This is a genomic window from Erwinia sp. V90_4 (assembly GCF_029967685.1).
In the GTDB taxonomy this organism is placed as follows: Bacteria; Pseudomonadota; Gammaproteobacteria; order Enterobacterales; family Enterobacteriaceae; genus Erwinia; species Erwinia aphidicola.
Map to the genome: position 1 here is coordinate 43,266 of NZ_JASCAQ010000034.1, position 21,526 is coordinate 64,791.

Consider the following 21,526-nt stretch of genomic DNA (forward strand, 5'->3'; position numbering starts at 1 on the left):
GATTAGCAGGGTTATTGCAGCACGGGCTGCTGCAGTAAGTATGGCGGGTCCACCAAATGGCTCAACCCCTCTTCATCTACCGGGGGGAACAGCGCGCTCTGGATACCGTCGAAGGCAAAATGGCGAATGCTTTGCAACCCGCTGATATCGTCAACGCCCTGCACCACCACGGCGTGACAGTGCGGTTTGATATGGTCGAGAATTGCGCTGATAAAGGGCGGAAAAGAGCCGCGTTTAATATTGTGCTGAATAAATCCCCGGTCCAGCTTAATGCGATAGAAGAGATTGTCAAAAACGGCTTTTGACGTGGCTTTTCCAGCACCATAATTATTCAGACTTAAGTGAAAATGTTGACTCAATCCCTGCAGGCAGAGATTGTTTTTACCCCCAGCGATATCTGGAAAACTTTCACTAATTTCCAGTTCAATACAATCCAGCTGGTTCATTTTTTTAATCAGAAAGTCACTTGCGAGGATGGTTTCTGCCAGTCGCTCATCAATATTTATAGCCACATTTATATTATGGCTACTAAAGAAAGCGTAATGCTTCTCAATAATATTAATCTGATCCTGCAATAGCAGAACGCGTTGATGTTCATTTAACTGCGGTATCAAAATCTCCTGCGGGATGACCACGTTGGCCTGCGCATGAGCAAAGTGTGTCAACATTTCAACAGCAGCCAGCTGCCCGCCGGGCCGGTAAACCGGGCAGAATGCTGTAAAAGTTTTATAATCCGCTTCCAGATGGATTTTCATTTTATTCGCCATTATTAAGCGACACTCACCGCATCCCATATCAACAAATCAGGTCAAGCCATTGAGCACTGAGTCAGTTGCCATACAGAAATTCAGCTGTGGTGTGCTTATGCCTCTAATCCAGATCGTTACGCTAACACAAAACTGACATAATTCATCTAGTCAGAATCATTAGTCTGCTGATAGTTAATATCCTCTGCTGCTTTTGTTTACCCAGGCTTTACTAAAATATTGGTTAAGTGTCAGCGCGAGAAAGACTTAAGGTAAATTGATCGGAGGGATATTTTTTAATCGCCCTGGCATTAATTATGGCAGCCTAAATCAAATGCTGCATAAAGCAGCACGATGAAAAAAAGGCCAGCGATAATTAAATACGACGCGCCTGCCAGAACACCTTACGCCAGTAAACGTTATCCAGCGACGAGCGGGTTACCCCCTGACTGGTAGAGGCGTGAATAAACTGGTTATCGGTATCATAGATGCCAACATGCAAACCGTTCTCGCCGCTGCCGGTTTTAAAAAACACCAGGTCGCCGGGCAGCAGCTCATCTTTAGAGATCCGGGTGCCGATATCGGTCTGAGCAGCAGTGGTGCGGGGTAATTGCAGATTAAAACGCTCGCGGAAGGTCAGATAAACAAAGCCAGAACAGTCAACGCCACGCGGGCTCATCCCGCCATAGCGGTAAGGCGCACCGCGCCATTTGCCAAGCTGATCGTTGAGCTGCGCAATCACGGTGATGGAGTCGGAAAGACGACTATTAGGTACGGGGGCATGACTGCTGCAGCCTGCCAGAATAACAACGATAAGAACTAGCCAGTAGCGCATCACGGATCCCCTTCCCTGCAAACCTGTTTAATGTAGCGGTAAAATACCCTTACTGGCAACTTATGCCCTGTCGTCAGCGCAGCGTGGTCAACATCTGCCGCCCTTCCACTTCAAGCAGGCGAAACGGAACCTGGTACAGGGCGCTGAGATTGGCCGCTGTCAGCACCTCCTGCGCGCGGCCGACCAGCGCGCTCTGCCCCGGGCGCAATAGCCACACCCGGTCGGCAAAATGCAGCGAATGGTTGAGGTCGTGGCTGCTCATCACCACCGCGACACCGCGCGCGCTAATGGCAGAAATGAGGTCATCGAATGCCGCCTGCTGAGCGATATCCAGTCCGGTCAGCGGCTCATCGAGCAGCAGCAGCTTGCCTTCAGACTGGCTGAGCTGCAGCAGTACGGCAGCCAGCCGCACGCGCTGCCACTCTCCGCCGGAGAGCTGATGCAGCGCGCGCTGAAGTTTGTCGGCCAGCTGGAGCTTCTCTGCCAGCGCCAGTAGCACGCTGCTGCTCTCTTCCAGAGTTTGCTGCGCGTGCATGCGCAGATAGTGCCAGACCGGCATCTGCCCCGGCGGCGGCTGTTGCTGCGCCAGGTAAGCCCGCTGGCGTGCCAGCGCAGCGCCATGCCAGTCGCTTAGCCGCTGCCCGGCAAAGCGGATCTCGCCCGCCGTGGTAAGCATCCCAGCCAGGGCAGCCAGCAGAGAGCTTTTTCCGGCACCGTTGGGGCCAACCAGGTGAATCACCTGTCCTGCCGCTACCTGCGCGCTAAATGGGGTCAGGCGCCCGGCAAGCGCAGCGCCTGAAATCTCCAGCAGCATCTATTTTCTCAGAGCCTGGTTAATGGCGGCAGTCAACGTTGGATCGTTCGGCTCCATATCCGGTGAGAAACGCGCAATAACCTGACCATCGCGGCCAATCAGGAACTTTTCAAAATTCCACAGAATATCACCGGCCTGCTTGGGCGCGCGGCCTTTGCTCTCCATACGCTCGAGGAAACCACTGCCTTCAGGGCGTTGCGCCACCGGCTGTGCGGCCACCAGCTGATGGTAAAGCGGGTGGCGCTGCGGGCCATTGACCTCGATCTTGCTGAACATCGGGAAGGTGACGCCATAAGTGGTACTGCAGAAGGTTTTGATCTCCTCCTCACTGCCCGGCTCCTGCTCCAGAAACGCATTGCAGGGGAAGCCCAGCACGGTCAGTCCCCTGGCATGCAGCGTCTTTTGCAGATTCTCCAGCTGCTCGTACTGCGGCGTCAGGCCGCATTTTGAAGCAACGTTCACCACCAGCAGCACATCACCCTGCCACTGGGCCAGCGTGGTTTTCTCACCGTCGAGCGTGATCAGTTCTGTATCAAAGATGCTCATAGCGTTTTTCCTGTTTCAATGAGGAGACAACAGCCGTATGGCTGTTAACGGTTGCTCAATAATAGCCAGATAAATACCGGCGCGCCCAGCGTGGCGGTGACAACGCCAATCGGCAGCTCGGCCGAAGTGAGCGCTACGCGCGCAATAATATCCGCCGCCAGCAGCACGCCAGCTCCGGCCAGCGCACAGCCGGGCAGCAGAATACGATGATCGCTCAGCCCATTGAGCCGCAGAATATGCGGGATCACCAGGCCGACAAAGCCTATCGCGCCCGCCAGCGCCACGCTGACACCGACCAGCCAGCCGATAGCCATTACCAGCAGGTTACGCCACAGCACCAGCGGCAGCCCGAGCTGGCGGGCAGAAACCTCCCCCAGCGCCAGCAGGTTCAATACCCGCGCCCGGCCGCTTAACCACAGCAGCACCGGCATTAATGCCAGCATCAGCCAGCCATAGCGCCAGTCAACGCCGCTAAATCCCCCCATCATCCAGTACATCAGCTGGCGCAGATCGAGATTACTGCTGAAATAGACGGCCCAGGTCATCAGGGCACTACAGATTATCCCCAGCGCCACGCCGGCCAGCAGCAGTCGGCTGGTCGACAGCTGGCGTCTTGCCAGGCGCAGCAGGATGAGGGTTACCAGCAATGCACCGCAGATGGCGGCCAGGCTCATCATCCACGGACTGTTGCTGCCGGTGAAAATGCACAGCACCAGCCCGACGCCGGCACCACCGGACACGCCGAGCAGGCCCGGCTCAGCCAGCGGATTAGTAAACAGCGCCTGCATGGCTGCGCCGGCCACCGCCAGTGCGGCACCAACCAGCATGACCGCCAGCGAGCGCGGCAGGCGCAGCTGCCAGACAAACAGCTGACCATCAGGCGTTAACCACTGCGTTGGCGCTATCCAGCGTTCACCCGCACACAGGCTGATAATAAGCAGGATCAGACAGAACAGCAGCAGTCCGCTCAGCCAGACTGTTGCCCGGCGTTGCGCAGCCGATATCTGATGAGAGAGCAGAGTCATAGCCGACGTTTTATAGGGAAAACAGGGGTTTGATTGTAGAGGTAAATCAGCAAAAAGAAAGAGCCAGCTTGGCTGGCTCTTGATGATCAGCGACGGTCACCCTGCTGTGGCGGCCGCGGCTGATGAGCGCGATCTCCGCCCTGAGGTCTGCCGTTGTGGTGCGGCGGCGCACTGTGGTGTGGCTGCGGACGATGCTGCGGCGGTCGCGGGGGGGCATGGTGATACACCGGCCGCGGCGGCGGTGGCGGCCTGCGCACGGGGGGATGACGCTGCCAGCCGCGACCATTCCAGTAGTCACCGCGCGGACCTCGCTCGCCCCAGTGGCGGTTCTGGTGGTCGCGCCACCAGCGCGGCGCTCGCCAGTCATATCCGTCCCAGTAGTAACCGCGCGTATCGCGGTCCCCTAAATGAATGCTGACGCCCGGCGAGCGGATATCAATGCCAACGGCAGCTTCGGCCATTAGCGGCGCGCCTGCCAGCAGGCACAGTAACAATACGATTTTTTTCATCAGGCTGACCTCCCGTCATGTCATGGCAGTGTTATAGCAATTGCTTATGAAGATCACTATCAGCCCGGGATGATTTACCGTTTACTTTCTAATAACTTACGCAGGCTTAACAGTATGGAGGGATTGTGAAGAGTATGATCAGGGGTTTTGCCCTAATCGGCTAAAACAGACAGTAAGGAAAAAGGCCGCTTGCGCGGCCTTTTGAATGGCGGAAATCAGTCTTCTTTCGGCGAGGCGTTCTCAACCCGGCTTTTAAGTTTCTGTCCCGGTCGAAACGTCACAACCCGGCGAGCCGTAATGGGAATATCTTCACCCGTTTTGGGGTTACGTCCCGGACGTTGATTTTTGTCGCGAAGGTCGAAGTTGCCAAATCCTGACAGTTTGACCTGTTCACCGTTCTCCAAAGCACGACGCACTTCTTCAAAAAACAGTTCTACCAGCTCTTTGGCATCCCGCTTGCTAAGCCCGAGCTTCTCAAACAGGTATTCAGACATTTCAGCTTTTGTAAGCGCCATAGGTTCAATCCCTCAAGGATGCTTGGAATCGCTCTTTCAGTGCCTCTACGCATTTTGCAACGGTAGCGGCAATCTCCTCTTCTTCGAGTGTCCGGCTGGTATCTTGCAAAATCAGGCTGATAGTGAGGCTCTTAAAACCATCATTTACGCCCTTACCACGGTACACGTCAAACAAGTTTACGCCAACTACCTGATTTACGCCAACTTTCTTACACTCTGCGATGATATCTGCTGCTGGCACGTTTTCTGCCACCACCACGGCGATATCTCGGCGGTTCGCCGGGAAGCGTGAAATGCTGCTGGCGTCAGGCAGGACGCGGTCTGCAACCTTGTCCCACAGCAGTTCGAACACCACCGTACGGCCGTTAAGATCCAGTTTACGTTCAAGTTCCGGATGCACCACACCGATGAATCCGATGTGTTCGCCGCGTAAAATAATTTGTGCGCTCTGCCCTGGATGCAGTGCCGGATTAGCCGCTGCCACAAACTGAATCTCGTCCAGCTTGCCAGTTAACTCCAGTACCGATTCCAAATCACCTTTCAAATCATAGAAGTCTACTGCGTTACGCGCCAGATCCCAGTGCTCTTCATTGCGATGCCCGCTGATAACACCCGCCAGCATAACATCCTGACGGATGCCGAGGTTTGCCTGAGTATCAGGGACAAAGCGCAGCCCGCTCTCAAACAGACGTACGCGTGACTGCTGACGATTCTGGTTATACGCCACCGCACCCAGCAGACCACTCCACAGCGACAGACGCATTGCAGACATCTCTACCGAGATTGGGCTAGGCAGCACCAGGTTCTCTTCACCCGGGTGCAGCAGCGCCTGAATTTTGGGGTCAACGAAGCTGTAAGTGATGGCTTCCTGATAGCCTTTATCCACCAGCAGCGCCTTAACACGCTTCAGGGAGAGATTAGCTTCGCGGTGTTTGGTCATCACCAGACCCGCCTGTACCGGCACGTCCGGAATGTTGTCGTAGCCGTAAACGCGGGCCACTTCTTCCACCAGATCTTCTTCGATAGCGAGATCGAAACGCCAGCCTGGCGCTACCGCCTGCCACTGACCGTTTCCTTCCGTCACTTCGCAACCGAGGCGACGCAGAATATCACTCACTTCCGCATCGGCAATCACGTGGCCAATCAGGCGGTCCAACTTTTCACGACGCAGCGTAATGGTCGCACGCTGTGGCAAGGCTGAATCGGTCGTTACATCGATGACCGGGCCAGCTTCACCGCCGCAAATTTCCAGCAGCAGCGCGGTGGCGCGTTCGATAGCTTTATGCTGCAGAGCCGGATCCACGCCACGCTCATAGCGGTGAGACGCATCGGTGTGCAGGCCGTGACGGCGTGCGCGGCCGGTGATGGAGAGCGGGCTGAAGAAGGCACACTCGAACAGTACGTTCTGAGTCTCTTCATTTACGCCAGAGTGTTCACCGCCAAAAATCCCGCCCATGGCCAGCGCTTTGCTGTGGTCAGCAATCACCAGCGTGTCGCCTTTCAGGGTGGCTTCATTGCCGTCCAACAGGGTCAGCTTCTCACCCTCTTCCGCCAGGCGCACTACGATGCCACCGTCAATGCGGTCAAGGTCAAAGGCGTGCATCGGCTGGCCGAGCTCAAGTAAAACATAATTGGTGATATCCACCACCGGATCGATAGAGCGGATGCCGCAGCGGCGCAGTTTTTCTTTCATCCACAGCGGGGTAGCGGCTTTGACGTTGATACCTTTCACCACCCGACCGAGGTAGCGCGGGCAGGCTTCTGGCGCATCAACACGAATTGGCAAGGTATCCGCCAGCGTGGCGGCAACCGGGGCGATTTCGGGAGCGTTCAACGGCAGCTTATTGAGCACGGCCACGTCACGCGCCACGCCGATAATGCTCAGGCAGTCGGCACGGTTTGGCGTGACGCTGATCTCAATCGTGTTGTCATCCAGCTGCAGATATTCGCGGATGTCGGTGCCAACGGTGGCATCCAGCGGCAGTTCAATGATGCCGTCGTGATCGTCGGAAATACCCAGCTCGGAGAACGAGCACAGCATACCTTCAGAAGGCTCACCGCGCAGCTTAGCCGCTTTAATTTTGAAATCACCCGGCAGCACTGCGCCTACGGTTGCCACGGCCACTTTCAGCCCCTGGCGGCAGTTAGCTGCGCCACAGACGATATCCAGCAGGCGATCGCCGCCGACGTTAATTTTGGTCACGCGCAGCTTGTCGGCATTCGGGTGCTGACCGCACTCGACCACTTCGCCCACGACTACACCGTGAAAAGCACCGGCAACGGCTTCAACGCCGTCTACTTCCAGGCCTGCCATAGTGATTTGATCGGACAGGGCTGCACTGTCGATGGCCGGGTTGACCCATTCACGTAACCAGAGTTCACTGAATTTCATTGGTTTTACCCGCCCTTATTTAAACTGTTTGAGGAAACGTAAATCATTTTCGAAGAAGGCACGCAGGTCGGTCACGCCATAGCGCAGCATGGTCAGACGTTCCATCCCCATACCAAAGGCGAAGCCTGAGTAAACTTCCGGGTCAATGCCAACATTGCGCAGTACGTTCGGGTGCACCATGCCACAGCCCAGCACTTCCAGCCACTTGCCGTTCTTACCCATCACATCCACTTCGGCGGACGGTTCGGTGAACGGGAAGTAGGAGGGACGGAAGCGTACCTGCAGGTCTGCTTCAAAGAAGTTGTTCAGGAAGTCGTGCAGCGTGCCCTTCAGATTGGTGAAGCTGATGCCCTTATCGACAATCAATCCTTCCATCTGGTGGAACATTGGGGTGTGAGTCTGATCGTAATCGTTACGATAGACGCGGCCCGGGGCAATAATGCGGATCGGCGGCTGCTGATCTTTCATGGTGCGGATCTGCACGCCAGAAGTCTGGGTACGCAGCAGGCGGGTGGCATCAAACCAGAAGGTGTCGTGATCCGCACGCGCCGGGTGGTGCCCGGGAATATTCAGCGCATCGAAGTTGTGATAGTCATCTTCAATTTCCGGACCGGTTGCCACGGAGAAGCCTAGCTCACCGAAGAAGGTCTCGATGCGGTCAATGGTGCGCGTTACCGGATGCAGACCGCCATTCTCAATGCGGCGGCCCGGCAGCGAGACATCAATCGTCTCCTGCGCCAGGCGGGCATTCATCACGGCCGACTCCAGCGAATTCTTCTGCGCGTTAAGCGCCTCCTGAACCTGCTGCTTTGCTTCGTTAATCACTGCACCCGCCGCCGGACGGTCTTCCGCTGGCAGTTCACGCAGGGTTGTCATCTGGAGCGTTAGATGCCCTTTTTTACCCAGGTATTCGACGCGAACGTTATCTAACGCGGCGACATCCTGAGCATCATTGATAGCGGCTTTCGCGCTCGCCACCAGGTCTGCGAGATGTGACATGCTTTCCTCTTCTTCCAGCCACCGTGGCCGGTCTGTTATTTGTCAGGACGAGTAGCCGCCCAATAGTCGATGTGTTTCGAGCGCTAAAACGAAAAAAGCCTCCACGAGGGAGGCTTTCAGCGCGATTTTTCGTTTCTTTTCTTTGCGCAAAAGCCCCCGATAGTCAGGCGCTAAAGTAAAAAAAGAAACGGAAAATAGCATTCATGGTGGCGTTACCTTGTTGCGGTTAAGACGGCTCTATTGAAATCTTAACAGGCAGAAAAGTCAATCTTTTCAGACAATAAAAAAGAGGGAGACAAGCTCCCTCTTCCAACTGGCTTACGCCAGAGCTGTTTTCGCTTTTTCTACAAGAGCAGCAAATACTGCTTTGTCGAATACGGCGATATCAGCCAGAATCTTACGGTCGATTTCGATCGAAGCCTTTTTCAGGCCATTGATGAAACGGCTGTAAGACATACCGTTAGTGCGGGCTGCTGCGTTGATACGCGCAATCCACAGCTGACGGAACTGACGCTTACGCTGACGACGGTCACGGTAAGCATACTGACCAGCTTTAATTACAGCCTGGAAGGCAACGCGGTAAACACGTGAACGTGCACCGTAATAGCCTTTAGCTTGTTTTAAGATTTTCTTGTGACGTGCGCGAGCAACTACACCACGTTTTACACGAGCCATTTAGCTCTCCTGTTTAATATTCTGTTAAAAAAAAATTTACTTATGCGTACGGCAGGCAGGCAATAACCAGACCCAGATCGCCTTTAGACACCATGCCTTTCGGACGCAGGTGGCGTTTACGCTTAGTAGATTTTTTAGTCAGAATATGACGCAGGTTAGCGTGTTTACGCTTGAAGCCGCCACCGGCGGTCTTCTTGAAGCGCTTGGCCGCGCCACGTACAGTTTTAATCTTTGGCATTTGAAAAAATATCCACTTCGCATTGTTAATAAAATGAACCAGACAGGCGAATCTCACCGCGCACCGAAGCGCGCGGCAGGATTACTTTAGGGCCTACTGCCTCTTCTTGGGAGCGAGCACCATAATCATCTGACGACCTTCGATCCTTGTAGGGAACGATTCGACCACTGCCAGATCAATATCTTCACACAGATCTTTACGGACGCGGTTAAGCACTTCCATACCGATCTGCTGGTGCGCCATCTCACGACCGCGGAAACGCAGTGTGATCTTGGCTTTATCGCCATCTTCCAGAAAGCGAATCAGGTTGCGTAGTTTTACCTGATAGTCGCCATCATCGGTACCAGGACGGAATTTAATTTCCTTAACCTGGATAACTTTTTGCTTTTTCTTCTGTTCCTTAGAAGATTTGCTTTTTTCATAAAGGAACTTGCCGTAGTCCATAACACGACAAACGGGCGGTTCGGCGTTAGGGCTGATCTCGACAAGATCAACACCTGCTTCTGCAGCTTTTTCTAAAGCTTCATCCAGACTGACAATACCAATCTGTTCGCCATCGACGCCTGTCAGACGAACCTCAGTGGCGCGAATTTCTCTGTTAATGCGATTAGGACGCGCCGGTTGAACTCGTTTTCCGCCTTTAATACTTTATTCCTCCAATTGATGAAGATTGCGACTGCGGATTTCATCCTGCAGCTTCGCGATCACTTCGTTTACGTCCATGCTTCCCAGGTCTTTACCGCGGCGGGTGCGAACGGCCACTTTGCCAGCTTCCACCTCTTTATCACCACAGACCAACATGTAAGGGACACGACGTAAAGTATGCTCGCGGATTTTAAAGCCAATCTTCTCGTTTCTCAAGTCCGCTTTTGCACGAATGCCCGCATTCTGCAATTTTCGGGTCAATTCTGCAACATATTCGGACTGGCCATCGGTGATATTCATCACCACAACTTGTAGTGGAGCAAGCCAGGTCGGGAAGAAACCGGCATATTCTTCGGTTAAAATCCCGATAAAGCGCTCCATGGACCCCAGGATTGCGCGGTGAATCATCACCGGAACCTGACGTTCATTACTTTCACCCACATACGAGGCGCTCAGGCGGCCCGGCAGCGAGAAGTCCAGCTGCACAGTACCACACTGCCATGCACGGTCGAGACAATCATGCAGGGTAAATTCAATTTTAGGACCGTAGAAAGCGCCCTCGCCCGGCTGATATTCGAACGGAATATTGTTCTCTTTCAGCGCGGCTGCCAGGTCCGCTTCTGAGCGGTCCCACAGGTCGTCGGTGCCAATACGCTTCTCTGGACGCGTAGAGAGTTTCACCACGATCTTTTCAAAGCCGAAGGTGCTGTACATGTCGTACACCATCTTAATGCAGCTGTTGACCTCGTCGCGCACCTGCTCTTCAGTACAGAAGATATGGGCATCATCCTGAGTAAAGCCGCGTACGCGCATCAGGCCGTGCAGTGCACCCGACGGCTCATTACGGTGACAGCTACCGAACTCCGCCATGCGCAGGGGTAAATCACGATATGATTTTAGACCCTGATTGAAAATCTGCACGTGGCCTGGGCAGTTCATCGGCTTAATGCAGTATTCACGGTTTTCTGAAGAGGTGGTAAACATCGCCTCTTTGTAGTTTTCCCAGTGGCCGGTTTTTTCCCACAGCACGCGGTCCATCATGAACGGACCTTTCACTTCCTGGTAGTCATACTCTTTCAGCTTGGTGCGGACAAACACTTCCAGCTCGCGGAAGATAGTCCAGCCGTCGTTGTGCCAGAACACCATGCCAGGCGCCTCTTCCTGCATATGATACAGGTCGAGCTGCTTACCGATTTTACGGTGGTCGCGCTTCGCCGCTTCTTCAAGACGCAGCAAATAGGCAGCCAGCTGCTTTTTGTCGGCCCAGGCGGTGCCGTAAATACGCTGCAACATTTTATTGTTGCTGTCGCCACGCCAGTAAGCGCCAGAAATTTTCTGCAGCTTAAAGTGGTGGCAGAAACGCATATTCGGCACGTGCGGACCACGGCACATGTCGACATACTCTTCGTGATGATACAGGCCAGGACGGTCGTCACGGCTGATATTTTCATCAAGGATGGTCATTTTGTAAGTTTCGTCGCGCGCAGCAAAAGCGTCACGCGCTTCCTGCCAGCTCACTTTCTGCTTAACAACGTCGTAATTGGTCTCTGCCAGCTGGTGCATGCGCTTTTCCAGCAGGTCGATATCTTCCTGGGTCAGCGTGCGGTCAAGGTCAACGTCGTAGTAGAAACCGTTGTCGATAACCGGGCCGATAGCCATTTTGGTATCCGGCCACAGCTGTTTAATCGCGTGCCCCAACAGGTGCGCACAGGAGTGACGAATAATTTCCAGACCGGCTTCGTCTTTAGCGGTGATGATCGCCACGTTGGCATCTTCGGTGATCGGATCAACCGCATCCACCAGTTCGCCATTCACACGGCCGGCAATACAGGCTTTCGCCAGGCCAGGACCGATGTCGAGGGCAATATCCATCACGCTGACGGCGTGGTCAAAAGAGCGCTGGCTTCCATCAGGAAGAGTAATTACAGGCATGAAACATCCTTAATTGCAGTGGTAACCCACACGTAAGATTACATGCAAACATAGTTTGAGAGTTCCGGGCTGGCAGGCTATCTGACCCACATTGTCGGATTGCCGCCGCCCTTGATAGCTGCGCAATACACAGCAAGGCAAGCATAATAACATCTTTAGGATCAGAGAGAAACCGTGCAGGGAGAGGCTGACAGAATAAGGCAGGGATGACGGGCCGCCCGCAGGCAGCCCGGAAAGCAATTACATCGCGTAAGAGAGCGTGATGGTGGTTTTGGTATCGGTATGATCGGGCGCTGACTCCGGTGGATTCTGGTTCCAGGTCACGTTGTAAGCCATCTTCAGGGCGAAGTGTTCGTTAATCGCCACCTGCAGACCGGTTTCGGAGTTGACGGTAGTATCATCGCTACCCAGTACGGAAACACCCTGAACAAACTTGGTGGTGTCAGTCAGCTGCCACTGATAGCTCAGTGCGCCGTAGGCCAGAGCCTGAGTTTCATGACCACCTTCATGGTAGTCGTCGTAACGCACACCCGGACCGGCTTCCACACGCAGCGAGTGCACCGGACCGTTCAGCAGCTGGCGACCATAACCGGCAGCAAGAATAGAACGACCGTCGTAACCGTTGAAGCGGTCGCTTAACCAGCTCGCCTGGCCGAACAGGTAGTCAGCGCTGTTGATGTTATAACGCGTACGGCCACCGACCTGATAGGTCTCTGATGAACGCTCATCGTTAGAAGAGGTGTTGCTGGCGTTGCCCCACAGGCTGTAAGCAAAACTTGGGGTATACCACGTCATGTTGGTATTCGCCGTTGCGGAAGAACTGGTGGTGTTACCGGACTGTGCCATGTAACCCGCAGCCGCGTTACCTTCAAAATCTTTCTTCGCTGTAGAAGGGTCATCCATAACCGTGAAGACGTTGTTATCCGCCAGGGCTTGTTGACACAGTGCTCCCCCGGAGAGCAGAAGAACTACAGACAGCTTGTTAAGCGCTTTCATTTAAATGTGACCCGTACGACAGTTTTAAAAAGAGGGAGTCTGAAGCGTTTTGAGGGACGATCAACGCAATTTACGGTAATAATCGTAAGAAATTGTTAATCCGCTCTTTTTCCAAAGCATCAGGCCCAAACTCCCCTTCGAATAGGAACATTCCCATTAACGGCGCGCATTATAATGGGTTAGTGATGAAAAAACACCTGGCTGTAAATAAGATTTCTCTTTAGCCAGGCGCGATTTTATCGCCCTGCAGCCGGTATATGTAAGTAAATATTAATTCCAGCCTACGCCCTTCCGCTGCGCCACCAGCGGCTTTACGTCTTCTTAACGCAAAACGCGCAGAAAAGAGATCCGCCCCCGGCTTTGCTACCGCCCGCGCATGAATTCAGCGCGCTGACAGCGGCAGTGAACTACGATTGAGGGGCCATTTATTACATTGAGGTAAACCATGAATAGCCAATCCGTTGAACAGTTTGTTGTCACCTTTCGCTACCAGGAAAAAGGGCTCTCTGACCTGCTGGAGTTGAACAGCGCCCTGCTCAGTGCCGGGTTCAGCACCACGCTCAACGACAGCCAGGGCCACCCACACGAGTTAGGCACCAATAGCTTCGGCATTACCAGCGCGATGGCGCCGGAGGAGATCGCGCAGCAGGCGCGCAGCGCGGGAGAACTGGTGCTCGGTGATACACCGGAGGTGGACGTTCAGCGCTGGGAGGAGTTTCAGCAGCAGCTTAAAAGCTAACTTTCTGTAAATATGATGCAATGCCGTGCGCCAATGGGTATTTTGGTTATTCTTTAAGCGTTATCATCGTCGAATCACAGCGAAAAAGAGGAGTGTCCTATGTGGTCAGCCATCGGTCGTCTGTTGAGTGAGCAACTGGGTCCGGCAGAAATTAGCGGACGCAGTGAGTTGCCGGGCGGTGAGGTTCATTCTGCCTGGCTGCTGCAATACGGTGAGCACCAGGTGTTTGTCAAATGTAACCAGCGCGAGATGCTCGATCTCTTCAGCTGGGAAGCGGATCAGCTCCAGCTGCTGGCGCGTACCCACACGGTGCGCGTGCCGGAAGTGTACGGCGTTGGCAGCGACCGCGATACCAGCTTTCTGCTGCTGGAATACATCAAGCCAACGCCGCTAAATGCCGATTCTGCTTTCCAGCTTGGCGTACAGCTGGCCCATCTTCACCAGTGGAGTGAACAGCCGCAGTTTGGGCTGGACTTCGACAATAATATTACCACCTCTCCTCAGCCCAACAGCTGGCTGAAACGCTGGTCGGTGTTCTTTGCTGAACAGCGCATCGGCTGGCAGCTGCAGCTCGCCGCTGAAAAAGGTATTCAGTATGGGGATATCGAGCTGATTGTGCACTGCGCGCAGACGGCCCTCGACGCCCATCACCCGCAGCCGTCGCTACTGCACGGCGATCTGTGGCCGGCGAACTGCGCGGGGAGTAACAGTGGTCCCTGGCTATTTGATCCAGCCTGCTACTGGGGCGATCGTGAGTGTGACCTGGCCATGCTACCGTGGTTCAGTCAGCTGCCGGGGCAGATCTTCGAGGGTTATCAGTCGGTGTGGCCGCTACCTTGCGGCTTCTCACAGCGTCAGCCGATTTATCAGCTCTACTATCTGCTGAACCGCGCCAATGTCTTCGGCGGCAGCTGGCTTGGAGAGGCACAGCGTGCGGTAGGCACCCTGTTAGATGTGGACGATTTGGCTAAACAGCACGCGCGTCCGGCCTGAGATAAGCCCGGGCGGGGCACCTTCCCCCGCCCGCGATCCTCAGTAGATAAACCCGGCCAGCTTCAGCACGAAGTAGCCCGCTACGGCGATGATAATCGGCAGGACGTACAGCGGGAATATTTGCAGGAAAATGGTGTGGCGCGGCACCACAATCCTCTCTTCCAGCTGCGCACGCGTGTGCCCTTCTGTACCGCGCGCGTTTTCCAGAATCAGCTGATCCTCAATCCCTTCACGCAGAAAGCGCGACTGGCGCCACATGCGCGCGCCGGAAGCCTGCAAAGCAAGGCCGACAAAAATCAGCACGTAGATAACCCAGAACAGCACGTTGCTGCCGTGATTAAAATCCGGTACCGGTGAGTTATTCCAGAAGCTGGAAAGAAAACCGGTGTTAAAACGGATCATCTCAATCATCACATGGGCGAAATCCTGCATCACCGCATTAATGCCCTCGCGCTTTTCCCGGCTTTTTTCCAGAAAACCCAGCAGGGAAATCAGCGTTGAGATCAGCGCGGGAATAAAGATAACCCAGCCCGCGACCCGCTTGATCACCGCCACTCTGCCAGCCTGTTGATAAGTCATGCCTTCTCCTGTCCATACGATGTCTGCGTGTCAGTCTACATTGAGTCGGCAAAAAGCGCCTGTAAAATGCGGTCAGCGCAGCAGGATCCCCGCTTACCGCCGCTGCGATGTTAATTTTTTCAGCAACGCCTTCATGCTAAGGTGACGCAAACTGTCAAATGGAGCCGCAGAATGTCTTATCAACGCCCCGTACACGCCGCCATCTTTGATATGGATGGCCTGCTGATTGATTCAGAACCGCTATGGCACCAGGCCGAGCTGGACATCTTCAATACCCTTGATGTTGACCTCAGCCGCCGTAAAGAGCTGCCCGACGCGCTCGGCCTGCGTATCGATCAGGTGGTGCGCATGTGGTACGAAACCCTGCCGTGGAGCGGCCCTTCCCAGGCGGAAGTGACGCAGCGAGTCATTGCCCGGGCGCTGAGCCTGGTCGAGGAGAGCCGCCCGCTGCTGCCGGGCGTTGAGCATGCGTTAAAGCTGTGCCAGGCCGAGGGGCTGAAGATCGGCCTGGCTTCCGCTTCTCCGCTGTTTATGCTGGAGCGCGTGCTGGAGATGTTCAACCTGCGCGACTATTTTGAAGTGCTGGCCTCGGCGGAATCTCTGCCCTACAGCAAACCGCACCCGCAGGTTTACCTTGATGCCGCCGCCCGCCTTGGCGTCGACCCACTGAACTGCGTCACGCTGGAAGACTCCTTTAACGGCATGATCGCCACTAAAGCCGCACGTATGCGCTCTATCGTGGTGCCTGACGCCAGCCACGCCGAAGATGCACGCTGGGCGCTGGCGGAGGTCAAGCTCAGCAGCCTGCAGCAGCTTACCCCCGCTCATCTGCACGGTCGTTAAACCTGACAAGGTGCTGCCTGTGCAGCACCTCTCAATAAAAATAAAACAACGTTTCATTTTTATTGAATTACCGCCCGCCTGCGCCTATGCTCCCTGCTAACCTCGTTAATCAGGAAGCCGCTATGATCCTCAATGCTTTTAACCTCGAAGGGAAAGTCGCGCTGATCACCGGATGCAACACCGGGCTGGGTCAGGGTATGGCCGTCGGTCTGGCGCAGGCCGGATGTGACATCATTGGCGTCAACCGCTCCGCTGCCTGCGAAACGGCAAAGCAGGTGAGCGCGCTCGGGCGCCGCTTTATCAGCATCACCGCCGACCTGTCGGACAGCCACTGCGTGCCAAAGGTGATGGAGCAGGCGCTGGCGGCCTGCCCGCGGCTCGATATCCTGGTCAACAATGCCGGGATTATTCGCCGCGCAGAGGCGCTGAATTTCAGTGAGCAGGACTGGGATGACGTCATGAACGTCAACAGCAAAACGCTGTTCTTTCTTGCGCAGGCGGTGGCGCGCCAGTTCGTTAAGCAGGGGCATGGCGGCAAAATCATTAATATCGCCTCAATGCTCTCTTACCAGGGCGGCATTCGCGTACCTTCGTATACCGCCTCGAAAAGCGCGGTAATGGGGCTGACTCGCCTGATGGCCAACGAATGGGCACAGTACGGGATCAACGTTAATGCCATCGCCCCGGGCTATATGGCGACCAACAACACTGAACAGCTGCGTGATGATGAAGAGCGCAGTCAGCAGATCCTCGAGCGCATTCCGAGCGGTCGCTGGGGCGAGAGCCGCGATATGATGGGGCCGGTGGTGTTTCTCGCCTCCAGCGCGGCGGACTACGTTAATGGCTATACGCTGGCCGTCGACGGGGGCTGGCTGGCGCGCTAACCCAAAGGCGGGTCAGTTTCTGTGCGACCCGCTCAACATTTCACTGATGTGAAAATATTTATCTTTCGTTACAGCGTCACATATTTATTCTACTGTATATATTCCCTATACTGGATGCATTGACAGTTATGCACCAGGTGTTCCCATGACGGCCGAAGGCCACCTCATATTTGCCATTGCCAGCGCCATTTTCGCCAAACGAGCGGAACTGACGCCGGTGCTGGCCAGCGCAGACTGGTGGCATATTATTCCGGCTACCCTGCTCACCTGCCTGCTGCCGGACATTGACCATCCAAAATCTTTTCTCGGTCAGCGCCTGAAGTGGCTGTCGCACCCTATTGCGCGCGCCTTTGGTCATCGCGGATTCACCCACAGCCTGCTGGCGGTGGCGGGCGGTGTCGCGCTGCTACAGCTGAAGCTGCCCGCTGGCTGGCTGATCCCTGCCGATGCTTTCCAGGGCATGGTGCTGGGTTATCTCAGCCACATTGTAGCCGACATGCTGACGCCCGCCGGGGTCCCTCTGCTATGGCCGTGCCGCTGGCGCTTCCGCCTGCCGCTGCTGAGAAGCCAGAAAGGCAACCAGCTGGAGCGTGCGCTGTGCCTCGCGCTGGTCGGATATGCCATCTGGTTTCCGCCGGGTATGCCACCCTTTGGTGCGACCGGCTGGACCAGCCAGGTGGTCAATTCGGTACAAAATGGCTTTAGCCGGGTGATAAACCCGCAAAACGGACATTAATCGACCGATAACGCAACAAAAGTTATAAATCATTCCTTTTGGATATAAGCCTGCACCATCACTAGCTGCTACCATTTCGCCCTTGTGCTGGTTACTGCGCGTCAGAAATTAACTGAGGTCAGTTATGGCACTTTTGCCGACTATTTTTGGGAGAAATGGGAAATGAATTTTCCGCTAATTATTAACCTGGTAGCGTTCGTGGCGCTGCTGCTGCTGGTAGCAAAAACCGGCCGCACCGGCTGGAGCCTGTCGAAGAAAGTGCTGTTCGGCCTGGTGGTCGGCGTACTGTTTGGCCTCGCGCTGCACACCATTTACGGCGAAAACAGCCCGGTAATTAAAGAGTCTGTCAGCTGGTTTAACCTGGTGGGCGGCGGTTACGTTCAGCTGCTGCAGATGATTGTGATGCCGCTGGTGTTCGCATCGATTCTCAGCGCCGTAGCCCGTCTGCATAACGCCTCATCGCTGGGCAAAATCAGCGTGCTGACCATTGGCGTGCTGCTGTTCACCACCGCCATTGCCGCCGCGGTTGGCGTATTCGTTACCTGGCTGTTCGGCCTCAACGCCAGTGGACTGGTGCAGGGCGCACAGGAAAGCGCACGCCTTGCGGCCATTCAGAGCAGCTATGTTGGCAAGGTCGCCGATCTCAGCGCGCCGCAGCTGCTGCTCTCCTTCGTACCGAAAAACCCGTTTGCCGACCTGACCGGTGCTAACCCCACTTCGATCATCAGCGTAGTGATCTTCGCCGCCTTCCTTGGCGTGGCGGCTCTGCAGCTGCTGAAGGATGATGCCGAAAAGGGCCAGCGCGTACTGAAAGCCATCGATACGCTGCAGTCCTGGGTCATGAAGCTGGTGCGCCTGATCATGAAGCTGACGCCGTACGGCGTGCTGGCTCTGATGACCAAAGTGGTGGCAACCTCTAACCTGAGCGACATCATCAAGCTTGGCAGTTTCGTGCTGGCCTCTTACCTCGGCCTGGCGATTATGTTTGCCGTGCATGCCCTGCTGCTGTCGGTCAACGGTGTGAACCCCCTGCGCTTCTTCCGTAAAGTGTGGCCGGTTATCACCTTCGCCTTCACCAGCCGCTCCAGCGCCGCGACTATCCCGCTGAGCGTGGAAGCGCAAACCCGTCGTCTGGGTATTCCAGAGTCGATTGCCAGCTTTGCGGCATCCTTTGGTGCCACCATTGGCCAGAACGGCTGTGCCGGTCTCTATCCGACCATGCTGGCGGTAATGGTGGCGCCAACCGTGGGCATCAACCCGTTTGACCCCATGTGGATAGCCACGCTGATCGGCATCGTGACCCTCAGCTCTGCGGGCGTTGCCGGCGTTGGTGGTGGTGCAACCTTCGCGGCGCTGATTGTGCTGCCTGCCATGGGCCTGCCGGTCACCCTGGTTGCCCTGCTGATCTCCATCGAGCCGCTGATTGATATGGGCCGCACCGCGCTCAACGTCAACGGTTCCATGACCGCCGGTACGCTGACCAGCCAGTGGCTGAAGCAGACCGATAAAGCGGTAATGAACACCGAGTCAGACAGCGAAGCCGAACTGGCACATCGCTAACCCTCCCGCGGGCCGGATCCTCCCGGCCCGCCTCATTTCGTCATATCCCTGCATTTATCGGGCGTATATCCCTCACTGTTCTATAGTTACTGTTGCCCTAAAATGACAGCAACTGGAGTACATGAGTCATGCCGAAAGAACACAAACCGCAGCAGCAGAAGCCCACTACCGCCCCTGACAACGCCAAAGTGGCTGCGCTGGAACCCTTTCGCAAAAATGGAATGGAACAACCACTGACCACCAATCAGGGTACTCGCATCGCCGATGACCAGAACTCACTGCGTGCCGGAACGCGCGGGCCGACGTTGCTGGAAGACTTCATCATGCGTGAGAAGATCACCCACTTTGACCACGAGCGCATCCCGGAGCGTATTGTCCATGCGCGCGGCTCTGCGGCGCACGGCTACTTTCAAACCTATCGCGACATGAGCGAGGTTACCAAAGCGGACTTTCTGCGCTCCCCGGAAAGCGTCACGCCAGTATTTGTGCGCTTCTCCACGGTGCAGGGCGGCGCGGGTTCCGCCGATACCGTGCGTGACATCCGCGGCTGGGCCACCAAGTTCTATACGGAGGAAGGCGTTTTCGACCTGGTGGGCAACAATACCCCGGTGTTCTTTATCCAGGATGCGCATAAGTTCCCTGATTTTGTCCACGCGGTAAAACCAGAGCCGAACAATGAGATGCCGCAGGGGCAAAGCGCCCACGACACCTTCTGGGATTATGTTTCCCTACAGCCAGAAACCCTGCACAACGTCATCTGGGCGATGTCCGATCGCGGCATTCCGCGCAGCTACCGCACCATGGAAGGTTTTGGCATTCACACCTTCCGCTTTATCAACGCCGAAGGGAAAGGGACGTTTGTGCGCTTCCACTGGAAGCCGGTGGCGGGTAAAGCCTCGCTGCTGTGGGACGAGTCACAAAAGCTGACCGGCCGCGACCCCGACTTCCACCGCCGCGACCTGTGGGAAGCGATTGAAGCGGGAGACTTCCCGGAATATGAGCTGGGCGTGCAGCTTATTCCCGAGGCTGACGAATTCAACTTCGATTTTGACCTGCTGGATGCCACCAAGCTGATCCCTGAAGAGCTGGTGCCGGTGCAGCTGATTGGCAAAATGGTGCTCAACCGCAACCCGGATAACTTCTTTGCCGAAACCGAGCAGGTGGCCTTCCACCCGGGTCATATCGTACCGGGAATGGATTTCAGCAACGACCCGCTGCTACAGGGGCGCCTGTTCTCCTACACCGATACCCAGATCAGCCGTCTTGGCGGCCCTAACTTCCATGAAATTCCGATTAACCGCCCGGTCTGCCCGTACCACAACTTCCAGCGCCAGGGCATGCACCGTATGGAGATCGATACTAACCCGGCCAACTACGAACCCAACTCGATCAACGACAACTGGCCGCGTGAAACGCCACCCGCGCCACAGCGCGGCGGTTTTGAGAGCTATCAGGAGCGTATTGAAGGCCATAAGGTGCGCGAGCGCAGCCCCTCTTTTGAAGAGCACTACTCGCAGCCGCGCCTGTTCTGGCAGAGTCAGACGCCGGTGGAACAGCAGCATATCGTCGATGCTTTCTCCTTCGAGCTAAGCAAAGTCGGCCGCGCCTACATTCGCGAGCGCGTGGTGGACCAGCTGGTGCATATCGATATTTCGCTGGCGAACAGCGTGGCGGAGAACCTTGGCCTGACCCTTTCCGAACAGCAGTTGCAGACGGCCCCCCCTAAGGACGTCAATGGCCTGAAAAAAGATGCCAGCCTCAGCCTGTATGCGGTGCCAAGCGGCACCATTAAAGGCCGCAAGGTGGCGCTGCTGCTCAGCAATGGTTTCAACGCGGCCGATACGCTGGCTGCGCTGCAGGAGCTGAAAAATCACGGGGTGCATGCCAAATTGCTGGCGGCGCACATGGGCGAGGTTCACGCGGATGACGGTTCGACGCTGACCGTGGATGCTACCTTCAGCGGCCTGCCTTCGCTGACGTTTGACGCGGTGCTGGTGCCCGATGGCAACATCGATGCCCTGCTGCTGCGCGGCGATGCCTGTTATTTCCTGCTGGAAGCCTACAAGCACCTGAAAGTGATCGGGCTGAGCGGCAACGCACGGCGCTTTAAGGCACAGTTCGGGCTGGCTGACGATGATGAAGAAGAGGGCATCATCTGCGACAGCAAAACTGAGGGGGTGTTGATGAGCGAATTCCTGGCCGCGCTGGGTGCTCACCGTATCTGGTCACGCAGCCAGAAAGCGCTCAGCGTCCCGGCGTAAGCGCCCTGCTCATCACAATCTTAGGGCAATCGTGGCGGTCAGGTAAAGGAAACGTTAAGCGCTG

General features: G+C 55.6%; 21 protein-coding genes, 2 pseudogenes and 1 other annotated feature. Of the genes and pseudogenes, 7 read left to right on the top strand and 16 right to left on the bottom strand.

All coding sequences use genetic code 11. From position 1 onward, the window contains the following. Positions 1-11: 11 nt before the first annotated feature. The 15 genes and pseudogenes from QLG07_RS03865 to QLG07_RS03935 form a co-directional block, all read right to left on the bottom strand. Positions 12-755, bottom strand: a complete 744-nt coding sequence (locus QLG07_RS03865) for an EAL domain-containing protein (RefSeq protein ID WP_062818279.1) — start codon at positions 753-755, stop codon at positions 12-14. 367 nt (positions 756-1,122) lie between these two features. After that, on the bottom strand, positions 1,123-1,581 hold the full coding sequence (locus tag QLG07_RS03870; protein WP_048916189.1) for an NlpC/P60 family protein: 459 nt from the start codon (positions 1,579-1,581) through the stop codon (positions 1,123-1,125). A gap of 73 nt (positions 1,582-1,654) precedes the next feature. Continuing rightward, a complete protein-coding gene (gene btuD / locus QLG07_RS03875) occupies positions 1,655-2,395 on the bottom strand; it encodes a vitamin B12 ABC transporter ATP-binding protein BtuD (RefSeq protein WP_187497362.1) in 741 nt (246 codons plus the stop codon). Beyond that, complete coding sequence (locus tag QLG07_RS03880; protein ID WP_282468527.1) at positions 2,396-2,941, bottom strand: glutathione peroxidase; 546 nt, start codon at positions 2,939-2,941, stop codon at positions 2,396-2,398. 44 nt (positions 2,942-2,985) lie between these two features. Continuing rightward, positions 2,986-3,966: a vitamin B12 ABC transporter permease BtuC gene (gene btuC, locus QLG07_RS03885; RefSeq protein WP_282468528.1), complete on the bottom strand. Its 981-nt coding sequence runs from the start codon at positions 3,964-3,966 to the stop codon at positions 2,986-2,988. An 86-nt stretch (positions 3,967-4,052) separates the two neighbouring features. After that, on the bottom strand, positions 4,053-4,475 hold the full coding sequence (locus QLG07_RS03890) for a DUF2502 domain-containing protein (protein WP_282468529.1): 423 nt from the start codon (positions 4,473-4,475) through the stop codon (positions 4,053-4,055). A 215-nt stretch (positions 4,476-4,690) separates the two neighbouring features. Next, positions 4,691-4,990 carry an integration host factor subunit alpha gene (gene ihfA / locus QLG07_RS03895; RefSeq protein ID WP_017802142.1) on the bottom strand — a complete coding sequence of 100 codons (300 nt, stop codon included), beginning with the start codon at positions 4,988-4,990 and terminating at the stop codon, positions 4,691-4,693. Positions 4,991-4,994: 4 nt separating this feature from the next. Beyond that, on the bottom strand, positions 4,995-7,382 hold the full coding sequence (gene pheT, locus QLG07_RS03900; protein ID WP_282468530.1) for a phenylalanine--tRNA ligase subunit beta: 2,388 nt from the start codon (positions 7,380-7,382) through the stop codon (positions 4,995-4,997). Positions 7,383-7,397: 15 nt separating this feature from the next. Beyond that, positions 7,398-8,381, bottom strand: a complete 984-nt coding sequence (gene pheS, locus QLG07_RS03905; protein ID WP_048916196.1) for a phenylalanine--tRNA ligase subunit alpha — start codon at positions 8,379-8,381, stop codon at positions 7,398-7,400. An 88-nt stretch (positions 8,382-8,469) separates the two neighbouring features. Further along, positions 8,470-8,595: a sequence feature (Phe leader region), on the bottom strand. Next, positions 8,545-8,586: pseudogene (gene pheM, locus QLG07_RS03910) on the bottom strand (pheST operon leader peptide PheM). (Overlaps the previous feature by 42 nt.) Positions 8,596-8,699: 104 nt before the next feature. Continuing rightward, entirely contained in the window at positions 8,700-9,056 is a 357-nt protein-coding gene (rplT, locus tag QLG07_RS03915) for a 50S ribosomal protein L20 (RefSeq protein ID WP_048916197.1), read from the bottom strand. A gap of 40 nt (positions 9,057-9,096) precedes the next feature. Continuing rightward, positions 9,097-9,294, bottom strand: a complete 198-nt coding sequence (rpmI, locus tag QLG07_RS03920) for a 50S ribosomal protein L35 (protein WP_005968897.1) — start codon at positions 9,292-9,294, stop codon at positions 9,097-9,099. 93 nt (positions 9,295-9,387) lie between these two features. Next, on the bottom strand, positions 9,388-9,939 hold the full coding sequence (gene infC, locus QLG07_RS03925) for a translation initiation factor IF-3 (RefSeq protein WP_099754375.1): 552 nt from the start codon (positions 9,937-9,939) through the stop codon (positions 9,388-9,390). A gap of 3 nt (positions 9,940-9,942) precedes the next feature. Further along, positions 9,943-11,871 carry a threonine--tRNA ligase gene (gene thrS / locus QLG07_RS03930; protein WP_048916199.1) on the bottom strand — a complete coding sequence of 643 codons (1,929 nt, stop codon included), beginning with the start codon at positions 11,869-11,871 and terminating at the stop codon, positions 9,943-9,945. A 240-nt stretch (positions 11,872-12,111) separates the two neighbouring features. Beyond that, a complete protein-coding gene (locus tag QLG07_RS03935) occupies positions 12,112-12,867 on the bottom strand; it encodes a DUF481 domain-containing protein (protein ID WP_048916211.1) in 756 nt (251 codons plus the stop codon). A gap of 445 nt (positions 12,868-13,312) precedes the next feature. Here QLG07_RS03935 and ghoS point away from each other — a divergent pair, with 445 nt between their 5' ends. Both ghoS and QLG07_RS03945 read left to right on the top strand, forming a co-directional pair. Continuing rightward, positions 13,313-13,606 (top strand): type V toxin-antitoxin system endoribonuclease antitoxin GhoS, encoded by a 294-nt coding sequence (gene ghoS, locus QLG07_RS03940; RefSeq protein WP_048916212.1) that lies wholly within the window; start codon positions 13,313-13,315, stop codon positions 13,604-13,606. Between the two features lie 99 nt (positions 13,607-13,705). Further along, entirely contained in the window at positions 13,706-14,599 is an 894-nt protein-coding gene (locus QLG07_RS03945; RefSeq protein WP_187497843.1) for a fructosamine kinase family protein, read from the top strand. Between the two features lie 39 nt (positions 14,600-14,638). Here the strand turns inward: QLG07_RS03945 and QLG07_RS03950 are convergent, their stop codons facing one another. Then, positions 14,639-15,178 (bottom strand): YniB family protein, encoded by a 540-nt coding sequence (locus tag QLG07_RS03950; RefSeq protein ID WP_048916214.1) that lies wholly within the window; start codon positions 15,176-15,178, stop codon positions 14,639-14,641. Between the two features lie 171 nt (positions 15,179-15,349). Between QLG07_RS03950 and hxpB the strand changes: the two genes are divergently transcribed. From hxpB to katE, 5 genes and pseudogenes are all read left to right on the top strand, one after another. Then, positions 15,350-16,021, top strand: a complete 672-nt coding sequence (gene hxpB, locus QLG07_RS03955; RefSeq protein WP_048916215.1) for a hexitol phosphatase HxpB — start codon at positions 15,350-15,352, stop codon at positions 16,019-16,021. A gap of 122 nt (positions 16,022-16,143) precedes the next feature. After that, complete coding sequence (kduD, locus tag QLG07_RS03960) at positions 16,144-16,905, top strand: 2-dehydro-3-deoxy-D-gluconate 5-dehydrogenase KduD (protein WP_230048336.1); 762 nt, start codon at positions 16,144-16,146, stop codon at positions 16,903-16,905. A 145-nt stretch (positions 16,906-17,050) separates the two neighbouring features. Next, on the top strand, positions 17,051-17,641 hold the full coding sequence (locus tag QLG07_RS03965; protein WP_048916218.1) for a metal-dependent hydrolase: 591 nt from the start codon (positions 17,051-17,053) through the stop codon (positions 17,639-17,641). Between the two features lie 162 nt (positions 17,642-17,803). Then, positions 17,804-19,201 (top strand): L-cystine transporter, encoded by a 1,398-nt coding sequence (locus QLG07_RS03970; RefSeq protein ID WP_099754372.1) that lies wholly within the window; start codon positions 17,804-17,806, stop codon positions 19,199-19,201. A gap of 161 nt (positions 19,202-19,362) precedes the next feature. Beyond that, positions 19,363-21,462 (top strand): annotated as a pseudogene (katE, locus tag QLG07_RS03975) (catalase HPII); the annotation flags it as partial. Between the last annotated feature and the right edge of the window lie 64 nt (positions 21,463-21,526).